The organism is Rhizobium sp. BR 315 (assembly GCF_050577975.1).
Classification (GTDB): Bacteria; Pseudomonadota; Alphaproteobacteria; order Rhizobiales; family Rhizobiaceae; genus Rhizobium; species Rhizobium miluonense.
The window spans coordinates 12,024-26,993 of sequence record NZ_JARWKZ010000018.1; the positions used below are offsets into that span (position 1 = coordinate 12,024).

The following is a 14,970-nucleotide window of genomic DNA, read 5'->3' on the forward strand; positions in this document are numbered from 1 at the left end:
TAACCACGGCGGCGTTTGCCTTGTCGGCTTCGGACGCCGCCCAAATGTGACAACACTACTGACATGCCAGTGAAGTAACCAAGATCAAGCGGCTTACCAATCCGGCATGAACCCCGGCGCGGCAAGCTATATGCAATCGAACGGACAAAATCGTTCAACCGAACTCTCCACCGGACCTACCATGCAGCGGGGGCGCGCATGTGGGTCACTGTCAACACTCATACTCAAAGGCAAATGTGCCAGGTTCAAATCGCGAGTGCGTGGCCCGGCATGTGAACAAATCAGCCAAGCTCCCGAAGGTACCTTCTTGAATATACTTAATAAGATCCGTCCCTGGACCGCCCAGCAGCGTGCCTTGATTGTGCCTTTCCCCGCAGCGCAAGACCTTACAGAGCGCAGGTCTAAAGCGACCTCCGCCGATGGCGTTGTGGTGGCATTTTTTACCAAAGACAGCTTTTACGAACAGGAAAGTAAGCGCATGTCCTGCTCGGCCGAACGGCTCGGCCTCACGGTACATGCCAAAGCATTGCCGAGTGCCGGCAGCTGGGTCTTGAATGCCAGTCTGAAGCCCGGCTTCCTCTTGCAGGAAAGAACGAAGCTTCGCGGGCCACTGCTTTATGTCGACGTCGATGCCGTTTTCCATCGCAACCCTTGGCCGGAACTTCACAAGCTCGATTGCGATATCGCCGTCTACTACGAAGCCGACGGCCGTCTACTGAGCGGGACGATCCTCCTCAACGATACGCCTGCGACGGCGCAGCTTCTGGAGCTTTGGCGGCAGAAATGCCTTGCCAATCCCGACATGTGGGATCAACTCGCTCTCGAAGAGATCATTGCCGAGGATGAGAAAAGCGCCAACCCGCAGTTCCGCGTCGAGAAACTACCCGTATCTTTTTGCTGGATCTTCGATCGTGTCGAAAACGAAGAGGTCCATGAGGTCTTCATCGAACACCTTCAGGCCAGCCGCGAGGCAAAAAAGCGTAAACGCTGGTTCGGCCGTATCGGCAAGCGCCTGAAGCGCCGTCGCGACCGGATCGATGACATAGAACGCATCTTGCGCAGCGGGCGCTGACCGTTTTTTCAAGTGGCGACAGCTCAAGGAGATCTCGAGTGACCCACGCCGCATTCTGCCAGGCAGATAGCGAATGCATCGTGCGGGCTGCGAGCAAACCAGGTGTCGATGTCACCAGTCATCAGGCAAAACCTGATAGTGCATGGCACCATACGGTGACGGACCAAGATGGTCCGATCATGTAATGAAAGCACGCGGGATCAAGGAGCGCCGCTAGGTCAGCGTAGTATTGCGTCTCATCAGTCAACATCATTCTCCGCGGTAAAGATGGGGGCGTCGACCATTGGACTTGTCACGAGACTGATGACTTGGCTGGGGAGCCCATCAGATCCTCCTCCAAGCAGTCGGAGCCTTTTCACGTTCAACAGCGCCGTGAACGTGTTTCTAGTTTTGAGGGTATGTCAAGATAATCGGCAGTGACGTGAAACCGTAGGCCTGAACGCGGATGAAGGACTGGGTCTGATCGGTAGCGTCGACGATCCGGCTCTCGCATTGTTCGGCCGGCGTGAAGCAGACGGAGACTTTCGCAGTCACTGCGTGTGCCGAAAGCGCGGGCACATGCTCAGCAATAGGCTTGAAAGGACCGGAGAAGGCCCGTGGCGGAAAAGGTTCAAGTCAAGGTCCGATCTGACGGTAATCGCTTGCAAAAACACCGTAGCTCGTACCGCGCCCCTCCACGATGATCGGCATACCTGGCTTTAGGCTCTGTCTGAATTCTTCAGAAACCCCGCAGAGGCTGTTGAAAACAAATGGCAGCCCCTGGAGATACACGGGTGATCTGCATCCTCTCCGACCCGTTCCGGTCGCCTGCTCCACCTTATAGGGCAGCTCAACATGGTGGCCAGCAAAAATGGCTAATATAATCGGACCGCAAATAACAACTCCACTCGCGAACATGAAACTCATAAGTGGAGCGACCAGAACGGCGCCGACTTTCGCTAATATCCGGTCGCTGCTTGTGAACAAAATCTTCAGCGCCACACGAAGCGCCACCAGCGTCGAGATTAAGCCGATAGCCAAGCGTAGGGAATTTGTAGTGCTCGCCCACTCCACCGATGGGATGAAACCATGCGCGAAATCACCGGCGAAAAGAGCCAAAAACGAAAGGATGACCGAGATCCACGCGACGCCCTTGGCGATCCTAATGGTCCAGCGTCCAGCTTTTACTTTTAATGCATCGTCGCCCATCAAGCATCCCTGTGTTCCACAGCAGGCCTTCGACTCCTCGCACACCGTCAGTTGCACTACCAAGGTCTCTCCCGTCAACGCCCCTTAGGCTTGACTCTTCCCAAAACCAGAACATAATAAGAACAAAATAAGGAAGACGCCATGAGTGCCGCTGAAAGATTCATTATCCTGCCCTACCGAAGGAACCGCGGAAACCTGGTGCCAGGCGAAATGCGGCAGGCATCGAATGCTGTGAGTGCAGAGAAGATTGCTTCGGCCATGTCGGATCGCTTTGTCGGCGTCGCGGCTTACGCGGTCATGGTGGATGAAGAGACCGGCGATATGACTTCGCCTCGCTTGCTGGCAAAGCATGGCGAAATAGCGGACTTAAATGCCGCCTAACAAGGACTGACAATCAGAAGAAGGGAACCCGCCGGCGATCGGCAGGAACGGAGACGTGCGCCATGCAAACGACCGGTTACACAATCACGCCCCACGACGCCGAGGTTTTTCGGGAACTTGTCGCGTTTCTCGGGGAAGATGTCTTTGATCAGCGCCAGAAGAACGGCGTCATCGCCAAGTCGGACGCATTCCGACGGCGCATCAGCGAAGCCAGGTGCGTGCTGAAAGGGATTGGCGCCTATGAGGCCTCGAGCCTGAAGGAGAACCAACATGGGTGACGTTGTCTATCTGGAAAACGATGTGGACGATTGCGACGGCGAGCCCAAACCGAAGGCGCCCGTCATGACCATTAGCGACAGCGATGCGATCGCACTCTACGAATTCGTCCAGCACGTAAGCATCCGCTGTTACGATGAGCGGTTTAAAGATCGTGGCCTGATTAAGTCGGCGACCTTACGACAGCATCTTGGCCGGGTGCGCGACATTCTCGATGGCTTGCTGGATTACCCTCACATCGAGCCTTTCTATTATTGGTCTCCCCCGAGCGACATGTTGGCGGACCAGGCCGAGCCCGAGCTGATCTCAGCCGTCGCCGATCGACCAGACGCTCGGTTCTACTCGGTTGGCATTTACCTCGCTCCGGACAGCATCCCCGTGGGAACGCTGGAAATCGCGATTGACGACGAAACCGGCGAGGCCTGCGGCATGGTGAGCATGAGGGGTATGACGAGCGCCGCGACATGGACGAAGGTTGGTGCAAGCCTGGATGACACGATCGGCGTCTTCGTCAACGCAATATCGTTCAACGAAGAGAGCCGCGCTGAGCCCAGCGCATGATAGATGCCCGAGAAAGCCCCAAGCCGAGTTGACGTGCTCTCAGCGCCCACGTTGCGATACTACGCGAATGGCTCCTACTACGTCAAAATCGACTGCGCGCATTGTCGGGTGAAGCGTTTCTACGAGCCGGTGGATCTCCTCCAGCTATGCGGAAACATCTCTGTTCGGCAGATTGCGAAACAGTTCCGATGCGAGCTATGCAACAGGAAGGATTATCTGGCCGCCGACCTGATCAGCCCTCCGTCGAAGGAGCTTGTGGGCATGACCATCCGCCGGCTCGTTCAGATCCAGATTATTCGCAAGCCGGTTTGGAAAGACGTGAAACTGTAGGCGCCCAAGTCATCAGCGGAACTTGGTATGGCGACGTTGTAACCCTTTGGCGAAATCTCGCTATCGACTTTTACTAGAATATATGGTGTTGTTGTTCACTCACTACGATCAATATTTTTCTCGTAAGACCGTCCATCAAACGGAACCAAAGGGAGGAATTTATGATTTCGCAACATTGGGATCCAGCCAAGGTTGAGGTTTCCGGCAACATAATTGCCGTTTCGGCATCGGGAAAGACCTACCGCGATCTTACTCTAGTAACTTTTTCAGCAGAGCATGTTAAAGCAAATCCATTTTGCGCAGTGGCAACCTGTAGATTAAATAATAATTCTGGCCCAGACTTTCCTGATACCTATTTGGTTGGCATTCACAAGATTTTGGATGGCGAGATACGCATTAAGATTAGGCGATTGGACAGTGGGAACGAACCTGATGAACCAGTGGCGATCAACATTCTAATTTTTACCTAGGTGTCCTGGCGGCAGAAGGCGGCCATTACGCCGCCCTTGCGTGCTTCGACACAATGTCGTTTGCGGGCTGCACTTTAGTGGCGCCCATGACTCGAGCTGCAGACAGGATGACGCGTCCGTCCTCACCGAATTCTTTGTGATAGGTGATCACCTTGGCCGATCTGCCAGAAAGCCAATTCGAACCGTAGGCATCCGGTGCGGCGAGCGTCTCGTGCTGCTCCACCTTCATAAGATCGGTGGTCTTCAGCTCGTCAGAGTGCTTGTGGCCGGTGTGCGCATAGCTCAGGCGCGTGCGGCCGTAGATCTTGCGGAACTTGCCGACGAGGATGGAATCGACGTTCTTGGTGCCGCGCCGGTGCCCATGGTGATAGAAGAGCGAGACGTCGCCATGCTCGATGACCGAGTATGTGCCGGGTTCACATCCACCGCGACGCGTGGCTCGTCTTCATAGAACGCCGCCAGCATTTCGCGTAGCCACACCTCGCCGGCCGGATCGTGGTTGGCGTCACACATGACGACCTCGACTTGCTCATGCTCTTCAAGCAACATGCGGATCACAGTGCGCACGAGCCGTACAGGACTGATCACAAACGAAAAAAGCCCCTACCCAGCGAAGGATAGGGGCTCTGATCAGTTGGCGCGCGTCGAGCGCGCAGGCTTGCTTTGGTTTTCGACGACGCGATCGACACGCAGAGTCATATTGTCAATGGCGGTCTTCACGCCACTGATGGCCCCCATGATTTGCTCGGTCGTTTCGCGAAGCCCCTCTTTGGTGATGTACTTCTCGGCCGTGTGCAGCTGATGTTTTGCCAGATCATCGCGCAGATCCTGCGTCGCGACGCGTTGATCTTCGATTTCCTTCGCGGTTTCCGTCTTCACCTTCTCAACCTTGGCGTCGATCTTCCACCAGATGGCCCAGCCGGCGCCGGAAACCGTGATGAAGAACGCCACGATCTTCATGATGTCCTCTGCTGTCACTTCTGTCCTGCCAGTCTGCTATCACGATCGGCGTAGAAATCTCGCAGCGCGGTCTTGCTGCGTCGGCAGGCAACCAGCGCGCCGCGGTCCTTCACCCAGAGGTTTTCGGTTTCCTCCTGGCTGAGCGGCTTGTCGCCGACGTCGACGGGGCGGTCGCAATCCTTCGTCAGCGCCGAATCTGGCCGAGCCAGCTGCGGCGTTGGCGGTGGGCTAACGAATCTTGTTGATGCGCTGCACGCTGGAAGCGCCAAGAGCAGGCTTGCCAGCGTCAGGGTCTTGATGAGCTTCACGCTGGAGCTCCTCTATCTGGTGTTGAAGTGCATCGGCGTCTGCCTGCATCTGCGCAATGCGCGCAGCCTCGCCGGCGCGCTGGTCGTCGCCCATCTCGCGGCGCTTTACCAAGCCCGGGACAACTTCGCCTCCGGCCTTATTCCACTCCGTCTGGGCTTCACAGCCCTTGCGGTGCTCGCCCTTGATGTGGAGTTTCGTGGCAGTCGAGTTGACCATGCCGCCCACGCCGAAATTGTAGGCGCCGGAGACCATTGCGGCCTGCACGCCGACCGGGAAAGTCGTAAAGCCCGGCACCTTCTTGGTCAGCGGCACATAATAGTCGTTGTAGACGCGCGCCTCGAGGATCGCCTCGCACTCGGGCTTGGTGAAGCTCATACCGGACTGAACTGGCTTGCCGTTGATCTCGGTTTCGCCGTAGCAGATGTCGTAGATCTTGGCGTACCGATCCCAATGCGCCTTGAGCACCAGACCTTCCCACGGCTTGATGAGGCTGTCGGTTGCCAGAATGACCGCCGGCGGGTGAACGGCCGTCGAGCTGTCTTTCGTCGCCTGCCAGCCACCGACAGATGCCGCTACGATGCCTTCGCCGGCGCACTGCACGAAACCAAAGCGGCGGCGATCACCCTTTTCGCCTTCAGTTCCTGCCACTTTCTCAGGAAACAAGAGTGTGGAGCTTTCGATGATCCTCGCATCCGCAGCGTAGCCATTGAGGAAGTCGATCGCGAGTGCGTAGCCGCGGATCCGCGGAAGTGAGGCGTCTGCAGAAACGCGCTCGGTGATAAGACGTGACGCGCGGGGTTCGTAGGCGAATGAACGCAAAGATCCTCCTCGCCGGCACAGGGCCGGTCGGTGAAATGGTGGGTGGGTTGAAGTGGGAAGTGGGGCGCGGGGCCGGTAAAAAAGCTAGGCAGCGTGAGTTAGGTAGCTGCCATCGCCCTAACATTATCGTTGGCGAAATCGTACACGGCCGTCCGTCGCATGCCGGCTAGCCAATTATCCAGGTCCGTTTTTACATACCGGACAGACCCACCAACCTTGAGGTACACCGGCCCGGTTCCGTTCAGTCGGGTCTTGTTGAGCCATGATGCCGACTTACGAATATATCGAGCGGCCTCTGGCGTGGTCATCTTTTCGCTTGACAATTTTTCCTCCATGTTTACAGGATTTGACATCGTGAAGATAATTCGCGCTATGCGTTTGCAACCATGATTGCAAAACTGCTGTAAACTTACAAATTTGTCAATTAATGACCAATCATTGCACGCGATGACGCCAATCGTGTTTGAGTAACGTTGCGCTCAGGTCGGTACAACTAGCAGTACAACACGACCACAAAATCCCTTATTTCTTGGGCGGATCCGTCCAGTCGATCATAGGGGCAACCGCAAAGATCTTGCGGCCAGTTTTCAGCGCTTCACTATACATGGGATACCTTTCTGCCCCGCGCTCTACACCAAATCCTTCAAAAAGGCCAGTTTTCGCGGCAGTAACAATGATGCTAGTTTGCAAAATGGAGTCGGAGGGCAGCGGCCTTTCCGAGATCAATGAGAGTTTCGAACGATCCCCATGAACGCCCCACTCATGACAGTCATTCCATCCCCCGCCCCGGTCCTGCTGCCGATCGAGGGCGAAACCGAGTTCTTTCCCGTGCGCCGGGTCTATTGCGTCGGCCGCAACTATGCCGACCACGCCATAGAAATGGGTCATGACCCCAGCCGCGAGCCGCCCTTTTTCTTCCAGAAGAACGCCGACAATCTGCTGGTATCAGGCGATTTCCCCTACCCGCCGCTGTCATCCGACGTGCATCACGAGGTGGAGCTTGTCGTGGCGCTGCGCAGCGGCGGCGCCGATATTCTGGTCGAGCAGGCGCTCGACTGCGTTTATGGTTATGGCGTCGGCATCGACTTCACCCGCCGCGATCTGCAGGGCGAAGCCAAGAAGCTCGGCCGGCCCTGGGAGATCGGCAAGGCGTTCGAGCATTCCGCGCCCGTCTCCGCGCTGGTGCCCGCCACCCGCGTCGGCCATCCCGACAAGGGCGGCATCTGGCTGCTGCGCAACGGCGAGGCTGCCCAGCGAGGCGACCTCTCGCAGATGATCTGGAAAGTGCCTGAAATCATCGCCGAGCTGTCCAAGCTCTTCACGCTYGCGCCGGGCGATCTCATCATGACCGGCACGCCCGCAGGCGTCGGCCCGGTTGCGCGCGGTGACCGGATCAGCTGTGCCGTCGACGGCGTCGCGACGCTGGTATTGAACGTAATCTGATCGAGGAGGATCATCCATGCCGCTCTACGCCCTTGCCGGCCTGACACCGAAAACGCCCGGTCCGAGCCGATACTGGATCGCCCCGGATGCCAGCGTCATCGGCCAGGTCGAGATCGGCGAAGATGTCGGCATCTGGTTCGGCTCGGTGCTGCGCGGCGACAACGAGCCGATCATCATCGGCAAGGGCACCAACATCCAGGAAGGCACGATGGTGCATACGGACCCGACCTTCGCCGTGATGATCGGCGAAGGCTGCACCATCGGGCATCATGCCATCATCCATGGCTGCACCATCGGCAATAATTCGCTGATCGGCATGGGCGCCACCGTGCTGAACGGCGCGAAGATCGGCAATAATTGCCTCGTCGGCGCCAATGCGCTTGTCACGGAAGGCAAGGAATTTCCGGATGGCTCGCTGATCGTCGGCTCGCCGGCGAGAGCGATCCGCACGCTGGACGAAGCCGCGATCGAACGCCTGCGTCGCTCGGCCCAGCATTACATCGCCAATTGGCAGCGCTTCGCCCGCGATCTGAAGAGATTAGATTAGAAAACGATCATAAATAGTTGCCGGAGCGTGAGATAAGGCTCCGGCAAAAGCTCACGCTGCGCAATTGGCGCAATGGCCGCGGATTTCGATGGTCGACTTTTCCGCCTTGAATTTCTGCGACTTCAGCCAATCCGTCAGGCGGTGATCCACCTCGTGATCGTGGAATTCGATCACCTGGCCGCAGCTTTCGCAGATCGCGAAGGCAACCAGGCCGTGACTATGGCAATCCTCATTGGGATGCGCGCAGGCGACGAAGGAATTGATGCTCTCGAGCCGGTGGACGACGCCATATTCCAGAAGCTTGTCGAGCGCGCGGTAGACCTGCAGCGGGGCGCGAAAGCCTTGATCGCGCAGTTTGTCGAGAATGGTATAGGCGCTGAGTGGCGCCTCCGCCTTGGTCAGAACATCGAAAACGAGGGACTGGTTCTTGGTGAGCATCGGAGTGGTCATGATGACTGTCCTCTCTGTTGCGCCGCTGGCGTGCCGCTCCTGCGCACAAGCGGCAGCAGACTGATGATAAACAGAACGAGCGCCGCGACGACGATGGAGGGCCCGGACGGCGTATCGTAGCGTAGCGATCCGAAGAGCCCGCCGACGACGGCGACCGCGCCGAGCAGCGAGGCGAAAATCGCCATCGTCTCCGGTGTACCGGCAAAGCGGCGCGCAGTAGCGGCGGGAATGATCAGCAGCGCCGTGATGAGCAGAATGCCGACGATCTTCATGGCGATGGCGATCACCACGGCCATGAGCAGCATGAAGAACAGCCTGGCGCGTTCCGGCCGCAACCCTTCGGCCTCGGCCAGCTCAGGATTGACCGTCGATGCGAGCAGCGGCCGCCAGAGCCAGATGAGCGCTGCCAGCACGAGAATGCCGCCGCCCCAGATCACCGCGATGTCGGACTGGCTGACGGCCAGAATATCGCCGAAGAGGAAGGCGATGAGATCGATTCTCACCCAGCTCATGAAGGCGACGATAACCAGACCGATCGCCAGCGTCGCATGCGAGAGAATGCCGAGCAGCGCATCCGCCGACAGCGCCTGCCGCCGCTGCAGGAAGAGCAGCAGGATCGATACGAGCGCGGCGACCGCAAAAACGGAAAGGGTGAGATTAAGCTGGAAAAGCAGCGAGAGCGCCACGCCAAGCAGCGCCGAATGCGAGATCGTATCGCCGAAATAAGCCATGCGCCGCCAGATGATGAAGCAGCCGAGCGGCCCTGTCGTCAGCGCCAGCCCGACGCCGGCAACAATGGCGCGGAGGAAGAAATCGTCAAACATGGCGTCCTCCCCCGGCATGGTCATGCCCATGGTGATCATCGTGATGATCGTCATGGTCATGATGGTGGTGGCCATCCTCGGCATGGCAATGATCGGTGATCGAGCCGTCTTCATGCTGCACGCGACCGTCGGGCAGATGCGTATGATCGTGATGGTGGCTGTAGATCGCCAGCGACTGCGCCGCACGCGTACCGAACAGTTTTACATATTCCGGGCTCTGGCTGACCGTCTGCGGCGTGCCGCGGCAGCAGACATGGCCGTTCAGGCAAACCACCGTATCGGTGGCTGCCATGACAACATGCAAATCATGCGAAATCAGCAGGATACCGCAGCCTTCGGAATTGCGGATCGACTTGATGAGGTCGTAGAGCGCGATCTCACCGTTGAAATCAACCCCCTGCACGGGCTCGTCGAGCACCAGCAGATCGGGCTTGCGGGCAATGGCACGCGCCAGCAGCGTCCGTTGAAATTCGCCGCCGGAAAGATGCTGCACCTCGGCCTTGGCAAGATGCGCGATGCCGACGGCTTCCAACGCTGTCATCAGCTCACGTTCCGGCAAGGGACCCGTGAGGGTCATCAGGCGCTGAACGCTAAGCGGCAGCGTCCAGTCGATGGCAAGCTTCTGCGGGACATAGCCGACCTTCAGCCCGCTGATGCGATCGACACGCCCTTCGTCCGGCTTCAGCACGCCGATCGCTGCCTTGGCGCTGGTGGATTTGCCTGAGCCGTTCGGGCCGATCAGGGTGACGATTTCGCCGCGGTTGACGGAAAAATCCACGCCACGCACCAGCCAGCGACCACCACGGCGGACGCCGACATCATGGAGCGACACGAGAGGCCGGCTCTTGCTGTCGATGGAAGAAAGCATGGAAATTCCAATTGCACTATTGCGCCATGCTATTGCACACGTTATAGCATAACGCAATTGATGTAATAACATAACATATCCGTTCAAGGGCATTTATCGCATGAATGTAGCAAAAGCTCTCATTCCCCTCGCAGCCTCTCTCCTGCTCTCCGGCTTGCTGGTCGGCACCGCCGCTACCGCGGCCGATGCCCCGAAGGTCGTCGTTTCCATCAAGCCGATCCACTCGCTTGTCGCTGCCGTCATGCAGGGAGTAGGCACGCCGGATCTGATCGTCGACAGCGCAGCCTCACCGCATACCTATGCGCTCAAGCCATCGAATGCGCGCAGCCTCCAGCAGGCGCAGGTGGTTTTCTGGGTCGGCCCGGGCATGGAAGTCTTCCTGCAGAAACCCCTCGATTCTCTCGGCTCCAATGCTACTGTTGTTGAGCTGGATCAGGCGCCCGGCATCACCAAGCTCAAGTTCCGCGAAGGCGGCGCCTTCGAGCCGCATGACGATGGCGACGAGCCGGCCGCCGGCGAGAATCATGCCCACAATCATGATGACCACGGTGAATTCGACACCCACCTCTGGCTCGATCCGCACAATGCCAAGGCGATGGTGGCGGAGATCACCACGTCGCTGGTCGCAGCCGATCCCGCCAATGCGCTGACCTACGAAGCCAACCAGAAGGCGTTGAACGACAAGCTCGATGCCCTCGATACTGAGATCGCCTCAACGGTCGCACCGGTGAAGGAAAAGCCCTTCATCGTCTTCCACGACGCCTATCAGTATTTCGAGCATCGCTATGGCGTGCGTGTTTCCGGCTCGATCACGGTCAGCCCGGAAACCATTCCCGGCGCACAGCGCGTTGCCGAAATCCACAGCAAGGTTGCCGATCTCGGCGCAACCTGCGTTTTTGCCGAGCCGCAATTCGAACCGAAGCTGGTCAAGGTGGTGCTGGAAGGCACATCTGCGAAATCAGGCGTCCTCGATCCTGAAGCCGCGACGCTGCCGCAGGGGCCAAATCTCTACTTCGATCTGATGCGCGGTATCGCGAGCTCCCTGAAAAACTGCCTTTCAGCGCAAGGCTGAAGATCGCCGAAGGAAGCGAGCCCATTGCTCGCTTTTTTCAGGACATATTATGTAATGATATTACATTACAGTGAGGTTGCCATGAACAAGAAGCTCCCGGTTACCGTCCTCTCCGGTTTCCTCGGCGCCGGCAAGACGACGCTGCTCAATCACATCCTCAACAATCGTGAGGGTCTGCGCGTCGCCGTGATCGTCAACGACATGAGCGAAGTGAATATCGATGCGGCCCTGGTACGCGACGGCGGCGCCAATCTCTCCCGCACGGAAGAACAGCTGGTCGAGATAACCAATGGCTGCATCTGTTGCACGCTACGCGACGATCTGCTGAAGGAAGTCCGGCAACTCGCCGAGCAGGATCGCTTCGACTACCTGCTGATCGAATCGACCGGTATTGCCGAGCCCCTGCCCGTTGCCACCACCTTCGAGTTCCGCGACGAAGACGGTGGCAGCCTTTCCGATATCGCCCGGCTCGATACCATGGTGACCGTCGTCGATGCGGCCAACCTTCTCACCGACTACGGATCCACGGACTTCCTTGCCGATCGCGGCGAAACCGCCGACGATGGCGACAACCGCACCATCGTCGACCTGCTGGTCGAACAGATCGAATTTGCCGATGTCGTCATTCTCAATAAGGTCGGTTCCGCAACAGCCGAGCAGCGCGACGCCGCCCGCAAGATCATCGTCGGCCTCAATCCGGATGCGCGGCAAATCGAAGCCGATTTCGGCGCCGTGGAGCCAGCGGAAGTTCTGGGCACCGGTCGTTTCGACATCGACCGCGCCGAGACACACCCGCTCTGGTACAAGGAATTGCACGGCTTCAAGGATCATGTTCCGGAAACGGAGGAATACGGCATCCGCTCCTTCGTCTATCGCGCGAGGAAACCCTTCGATCCCCTGATGTTTCAAGCATTTCTTAACCATTCCTGGCCGGGCGTGGTGCGCGCAAAGGGCTTCTTCTGGCTCGCGACGCGTCCTTATTATGTCGGCGAAATGAGCCAGGCAGGCGCGCTGGTCCGTACGAGCAAGATGGGCCTGTGGTGGGCCGCGGTGCCGCAGGACCAATGGCCGCACGATCCCTCGTTCAAGCGCGCTCTTTCGCCCTATCTCGACCCCGTATGGGGCGACCGTCGCCAGGAACTGGTGTTCATCGGCGCCGATCCGATGAACCAGCAGCAGATCGTTGCGGAGCTGGATGCTTGCCTGATCGAAGCGGACCGCTTCACGCCTGAGCGCTGGCGCGACCTGCCGGATCCCTTCGCAAGCTGGAGCCGGCCAACGACATGAAGACGCCGAAGGTGATCCGATTTCGTTGCTATTGCCTGGAATGCGGCAATGATGACAAGCCGAAAGACAACGCTTTGCAGCACGCGATGGCGGCATCAGAACCAGGCGATGTCAGAGAGAATGAGCCGAACCCGTTGCTGATAGAGGATTCGGTCGAAAAACTGTTGTTCGGGGCCTGAACGGGAGTTCAGGCGACCTGCATGCTAGCAGGAACGACGCTAGCTTCGTGCACGACAAGCAATGCACCAATCACCTCAGCCTTGGCGCGAAGCGGCGTCATACTGCAGTGAAGGATCTTGCCTGGCTCGGTCTGGCGATAGGACGGATAGATGCATTCGACCTTTTCGCCGGCAAAGCAGGCATCAAGCTTCACCTTCACATTGCTTTCGAAATATTCGGAGCCGACGAATTCGGATATATGCCGCCCGACGAGCTCCATCTGCTTCGATTTCAGAAATTCCGAATTCGCCGCATTGCTGTAGAGATAGCGATAGTCGCGCGTAACGACGGCAACGCGATCCGGCAGGCTGTTGAGGATGACGTCGTTCAAGACGCTGCCTTCGTCGAAGCCGAAAAGCTCGTCGTGTTCCTCTCTCTTGGTCGAAAATGCCATCAAGACGTCGGTCGCCGATTCATTCGCGCCGCCGAAATAACGATCGATCAGCACGGATAGCGATGCCGAATTGCGCACGACGCGCGCGCGATCATCCGACTCTTCTCGGATGAGATTGTTCATGAATTGCAGCTGCATGTAGATTTCAAGCAGACTGGTGGCCTTATAGGCCAGAATAGCCGCAATAAGTGGCTCCAACTCGCTATCAAGCGCGTCTACTAGCTCGTCGTCACCAAGTTTTATTGCACGCTGAATCTGACTGCATTTCGTGGAGAAGGCATGAAAGAGTGCCAGCAAATTGCCCTCCTGTCCTTGACCATAGTCAAACACCGAGGCCTCGTTTCCCGGCGTTGCCATGCCCAAGGATATTCAGTTTGGTGTCCGCAATCTCACCAAACTTTCTAGCATATGAATTATCATGACTTACCCTGCGTTTCAATCCGGTGGACCGAACTTCTCCGCAAAGCAGTATTTCCAAAATGAAGGGTATACGGAAGGCAATCGTCGCGAAGAGGCAGAAGAAGGCGCCCCCGCCTTCCACCACCTAGGAGCGAAACTGGAAGCTTAGAAAACCGCGTCCTTGATGTTCCAGCGATCGTGATACCAGAGCCATTGCTCGGGATGTTCCCTCACCCAGCTCTCGACTTTGTCGTTCAGCATTTGCGCGGTTGCCGTCAGATCCAGATTGCCCTGCTCGTTGTAAGGCAATTCCAGCCTCGGCTCGATCTCCAGCCTGTAGCGATTGCCAGGCAGGCGGATGCACCGGGCCGGATAGACCTCGCAGTTGAACTGGCGCACGAGCTTCGGCAGGAGCGGATTCGTCTTGACGTCGCGGCCGAAGAACAACGTCTTCAATCCCTTGCGGAATTTCTGGTCGACCAGCACGCCGACGCCGCGCCCCGCTTCCAGCTCCCGGGCAAGGCTGAAGGACGAGCCGGCATGCGACGGCACCAGCTTGCCCATACGTTTTGCCCGGAAGTCGAAAACTTTCTCGGCTACATAAGGATTGTTCGGCGGGCGAAAGAGCACCGTCACCGTCAGACCGAAGGCCGCGCCCGCGACAGGCAGCAGCTCGAAATTGCCGGTATGGCCGGTAAAGACAATGAACGGCCGCGGATTGTCCCTGAGATCGAGAAAGATCGGAATGCCCGAAACCTCGACACGGCCCGGCTTGTCGCTCTCGGGATCGAAATCGAACAGCCGGTCGAGAAAGACATATTCCGCCGCCAGCCGCCCCATATTGCCCCAGCTCGCGAGCGCGACCTCACCGATCTCCGCCTCGCTCTTTTCCGGAAAGGCGTTGCGCAGGTTGGTCAGCATCAGCTTGTGCCTGCGCAAGCGCGGACCGATCTTGCGGGTCAGCCAATCGGCAAATTTGATGCCTCCGTCAGCCGGAAACAGCTTCAGGAAATTCAGGAATCCGAAAATGACCTGCGCCACCAGCCATTGCCGGAAATTTCTAAGCGCAAGGACGATCCGGGTGATGAAGAGCTTCACGCG

Annotated in this window: 22 protein-coding genes; 11 read left to right on the forward strand and 11 right to left on the reverse strand. The window is 57.9% G+C overall.

From position 1 onward, the window contains the following. The first annotated feature begins 106 nt into the window (after window positions 1-106). On the forward strand, window positions 107-1,072 hold the full coding sequence (locus tag QD409_RS18250; protein ID WP_430763286.1) for a putative nucleotide-diphospho-sugar transferase: 966 nt from the start codon (window positions 107-109) through the stop codon (window positions 1,070-1,072). 615 nt (window positions 1,073-1,687) lie between these two features. Here the strand turns inward: QD409_RS18250 and QD409_RS18255 are convergent. Beyond that, the gene (locus tag QD409_RS18255) at window positions 1,688-2,260 is read right to left on the reverse strand and encodes a hypothetical protein (protein ID WP_430763287.1); all 573 of its coding nucleotides are present in this window, start codon (window positions 2,258-2,260) and stop codon (window positions 1,688-1,690) included. Window positions 2,261-2,401: 141 nt separating this feature from the next. On the opposite strand from QD409_RS18255, the gene QD409_RS18260 reads away from it, so the two are divergent. The 5 genes from QD409_RS18260 (at window position 2,402) to QD409_RS18280 (ending at window position 4,278) form a co-directional block, all read left to right on the forward strand. Beyond that, window positions 2,402-2,641, forward strand: a complete 240-nt coding sequence (locus QD409_RS18260) for a hypothetical protein (RefSeq protein ID WP_430763288.1) — start codon at window positions 2,402-2,404, stop codon at window positions 2,639-2,641. Window positions 2,642-2,703: 62 nt separating this feature from the next. Beyond that, on the forward strand, window positions 2,704-2,919 hold the full coding sequence (locus tag QD409_RS18265; RefSeq protein ID WP_430763289.1) for a hypothetical protein: 216 nt from the start codon (window positions 2,704-2,706) through the stop codon (window positions 2,917-2,919). After that, the gene (locus QD409_RS18270) at window positions 2,912-3,478 is read left to right on the forward strand and encodes a hypothetical protein (RefSeq protein ID WP_430763290.1); all 567 of its coding nucleotides are present in this window, start codon (window positions 2,912-2,914) and stop codon (window positions 3,476-3,478) included. Before QD409_RS18265 ends, QD409_RS18270 begins: the two co-directional genes overlap by 8 nt. A gap of 3 nt (window positions 3,479-3,481) precedes the next feature. Beyond that, window positions 3,482-3,808: a hypothetical protein gene (locus tag QD409_RS18275; RefSeq protein ID WP_430763291.1), complete on the forward strand. Its 327-nt coding sequence runs from the start codon at window positions 3,482-3,484 to the stop codon at window positions 3,806-3,808. Between the two features lie 161 nt (window positions 3,809-3,969). After that, window positions 3,970-4,278, forward strand: a complete 309-nt coding sequence (locus QD409_RS18280; RefSeq protein ID WP_430763292.1) for a hypothetical protein — start codon at window positions 3,970-3,972, stop codon at window positions 4,276-4,278. A gap of 25 nt (window positions 4,279-4,303) precedes the next feature. On the opposite strand, the gene QD409_RS18285 is transcribed toward QD409_RS18280, so the two are convergent. The 5 genes from QD409_RS18285 to QD409_RS18305 all read right to left on the reverse strand — a co-directional run bounded on the left by QD409_RS18285 (window position 4,304) and on the right by QD409_RS18305 (window position 6,366). Then, complete coding sequence (locus QD409_RS18285; protein WP_430763293.1) at window positions 4,304-4,507, reverse strand: hypothetical protein; 204 nt, start codon at window positions 4,505-4,507, stop codon at window positions 4,304-4,306. Window positions 4,508-4,560: 53 nt separating this feature from the next. Then, window positions 4,561-4,827 (reverse strand): hypothetical protein, encoded by a 267-nt coding sequence (locus QD409_RS18290; protein ID WP_430763294.1) that lies wholly within the window; start codon window positions 4,825-4,827, stop codon window positions 4,561-4,563. Window positions 4,828-4,908: 81 nt separating this feature from the next. Beyond that, on the reverse strand, window positions 4,909-5,238 hold the full coding sequence (locus tag QD409_RS18295; protein ID WP_430763295.1) for a hypothetical protein: 330 nt from the start codon (window positions 5,236-5,238) through the stop codon (window positions 4,909-4,911). Between the two features lie 14 nt (window positions 5,239-5,252). Next, the gene (locus QD409_RS18300; RefSeq protein ID WP_430763296.1) at window positions 5,253-5,546 is read right to left on the reverse strand and encodes a dehydrogenase; all 294 of its coding nucleotides are present in this window, start codon (window positions 5,544-5,546) and stop codon (window positions 5,253-5,255) included. After that, on the reverse strand, window positions 5,467-6,366 hold the full coding sequence (locus QD409_RS18305) for a lysozyme (RefSeq protein ID WP_430763297.1): 900 nt from the start codon (window positions 6,364-6,366) through the stop codon (window positions 5,467-5,469). Before QD409_RS18305 ends, QD409_RS18300 begins: the two co-directional genes overlap by 80 nt. 747 nt (window positions 6,367-7,113) lie before the next feature. On the opposite strand from QD409_RS18305, the gene QD409_RS18310 reads away from it, so the two are divergent. Together QD409_RS18310 and QD409_RS18315 are read left to right on the forward strand one after the other, a co-directional pair. Next, window positions 7,114-7,809, forward strand: a complete 696-nt coding sequence (locus QD409_RS18310; protein ID WP_430763298.1) for a fumarylacetoacetate hydrolase family protein — start codon at window positions 7,114-7,116, stop codon at window positions 7,807-7,809. Between the two features lie 16 nt (window positions 7,810-7,825). Beyond that, a complete protein-coding gene (locus tag QD409_RS18315) occupies window positions 7,826-8,356 on the forward strand; it encodes a gamma carbonic anhydrase family protein (protein WP_092855079.1) in 531 nt (176 codons plus the stop codon). A gap of 51 nt (window positions 8,357-8,407) precedes the next feature. Here the strand turns inward: QD409_RS18315 and QD409_RS18320 are convergent, their stop codons facing one another. From QD409_RS18320 to QD409_RS18330, 3 genes are read right to left on the reverse strand one after another with little or no spacing between them, the layout of a single operon-like run. Then, on the reverse strand, window positions 8,408-8,806 hold the full coding sequence (locus QD409_RS18320) for a Fur family transcriptional regulator (RefSeq protein ID WP_092855081.1): 399 nt from the start codon (window positions 8,804-8,806) through the stop codon (window positions 8,408-8,410). Beyond that, on the reverse strand, window positions 8,803-9,630 hold the full coding sequence (gene znuB / locus QD409_RS18325) for a zinc ABC transporter permease subunit ZnuB (protein ID WP_092855146.1): 828 nt from the start codon (window positions 9,628-9,630) through the stop codon (window positions 8,803-8,805). The genes QD409_RS18320 and znuB overlap by 4 nt, the downstream gene beginning before the upstream one ends. Then, window positions 9,623-10,498 carry an ATP-binding cassette domain-containing protein gene (locus tag QD409_RS18330; protein ID WP_092855083.1) on the reverse strand — a complete coding sequence of 292 codons (876 nt, stop codon included), beginning with the start codon at window positions 10,496-10,498 and terminating at the stop codon, window positions 9,623-9,625. Before QD409_RS18330 ends, znuB begins: the two co-directional genes overlap by 8 nt. A gap of 100 nt (window positions 10,499-10,598) precedes the next feature. Between QD409_RS18330 and QD409_RS18335 the strand changes: the two genes are divergently transcribed. The 3 genes from QD409_RS18335 to QD409_RS18345 all read left to right on the forward strand — a co-directional run bounded on the left by QD409_RS18335 (window position 10,599) and on the right by QD409_RS18345 (window position 13,036). Further along, window positions 10,599-11,570 (forward strand): zinc ABC transporter substrate-binding protein, encoded by a 972-nt coding sequence (locus QD409_RS18335; protein ID WP_092855085.1) that lies wholly within the window; start codon window positions 10,599-10,601, stop codon window positions 11,568-11,570. Window positions 11,571-11,651: 81 nt separating this feature from the next. Continuing rightward, on the forward strand, window positions 11,652-12,857 hold the full coding sequence (locus QD409_RS18340; protein ID WP_430763299.1) for a GTP-binding protein: 1,206 nt from the start codon (window positions 11,652-11,654) through the stop codon (window positions 12,855-12,857). Continuing rightward, on the forward strand, window positions 12,854-13,036 hold the full coding sequence (locus QD409_RS18345; RefSeq protein WP_092855089.1) for a hypothetical protein: 183 nt from the start codon (window positions 12,854-12,856) through the stop codon (window positions 13,034-13,036). The genes QD409_RS18340 and QD409_RS18345 overlap by 4 nt, the downstream gene beginning before the upstream one ends. An 8-nt stretch (window positions 13,037-13,044) precedes the next feature. Here the strand turns inward: QD409_RS18345 and QD409_RS18350 are convergent, their stop codons facing one another. Together QD409_RS18350 and QD409_RS18355 are read right to left on the reverse strand one after the other, a co-directional pair. Continuing rightward, window positions 13,045-13,767, reverse strand: a complete 723-nt coding sequence (locus tag QD409_RS18350) for a PAS domain-containing protein (protein ID WP_092855148.1) — start codon at window positions 13,765-13,767, stop codon at window positions 13,045-13,047. Between the two features lie 267 nt (window positions 13,768-14,034). Further along, a complete protein-coding gene (locus tag QD409_RS18355; protein WP_092855150.1) occupies window positions 14,035-14,967 on the reverse strand; it encodes a lipid A biosynthesis lauroyl acyltransferase in 933 nt (310 codons plus the stop codon). Window positions 14,968-14,970 lie beyond the last annotated feature (3 nt).

Bases quoted from the DNA above. Each gene is read 5' to 3' on its own strand.
- QD409_RS18250 (WP_430763286.1), top strand. From the start codon at position 107: ATGAACCCCGGCGCGGCAAGCTATATGCAATCGAACGGACAAAATCGT.
- QD409_RS18255 (WP_430763287.1), bottom strand. From the start codon at position 2,260: ATGGGCGACGATGCATTAAAAGTAAAAGCTGGACGCTGGACCATTAGG.
- QD409_RS18260 (WP_430763288.1), top strand. From the start codon at position 2,402: ATGAGTGCCGCTGAAAGATTCATTATCCTGCCCTACCGAAGGAACCGC.
- QD409_RS18265 (WP_430763289.1), top strand. From the start codon at position 2,704: ATGCAAACGACCGGTTACACAATCACGCCCCACGACGCCGAGGTTTTT.
- QD409_RS18270 (WP_430763290.1), top strand. From the start codon at position 2,912: ATGGGTGACGTTGTCTATCTGGAAAACGATGTGGACGATTGCGACGGC.
- QD409_RS18275 (WP_430763291.1), top strand. From the start codon at position 3,482: ATGCCCGAGAAAGCCCCAAGCCGAGTTGACGTGCTCTCAGCGCCCACG.
- QD409_RS18280 (WP_430763292.1), top strand. From the start codon at position 3,970: ATGATTTCGCAACATTGGGATCCAGCCAAGGTTGAGGTTTCCGGCAAC.
- QD409_RS18285 (WP_430763293.1), bottom strand. From the start codon at position 4,507: ATGAAGGTGGAGCAGCACGAGACGCTCGCCGCACCGGATGCCTACGGT.
- QD409_RS18290 (WP_430763294.1), bottom strand. From the start codon at position 4,827: ATGTTGCTTGAAGAGCATGAGCAAGTCGAGGTCGTCATGTGTGACGCC.
- QD409_RS18295 (WP_430763295.1), bottom strand. From the start codon at position 5,238: ATGAAGATCGTGGCGTTCTTCATCACGGTTTCCGGCGCCGGCTGGGCC.
- QD409_RS18315 (WP_092855079.1), top strand. From the start codon at position 7,826: ATGCCGCTCTACGCCCTTGCCGGCCTGACACCGAAAACGCCCGGTCCG.
- QD409_RS18320 (WP_092855081.1), bottom strand. From the start codon at position 8,806: ATGACCACTCCGATGCTCACCAAGAACCAGTCCCTCGTTTTCGATGTT.
- znuB (WP_092855146.1), bottom strand. From the start codon at position 9,630: ATGTTTGACGATTTCTTCCTCCGCGCCATTGTTGCCGGCGTCGGGCTG.
- QD409_RS18330 (WP_092855083.1), bottom strand. From the start codon at position 10,498: ATGCTTTCTTCCATCGACAGCAAGAGCCGGCCTCTCGTGTCGCTCCAT.
- QD409_RS18335 (WP_092855085.1), top strand. From the start codon at position 10,599: ATGAATGTAGCAAAAGCTCTCATTCCCCTCGCAGCCTCTCTCCTGCTC.
- QD409_RS18340 (WP_430763299.1), top strand. From the start codon at position 11,652: ATGAACAAGAAGCTCCCGGTTACCGTCCTCTCCGGTTTCCTCGGCGCC.
- QD409_RS18345 (WP_092855089.1), top strand. From the start codon at position 12,854: ATGAAGACGCCGAAGGTGATCCGATTTCGTTGCTATTGCCTGGAATGC.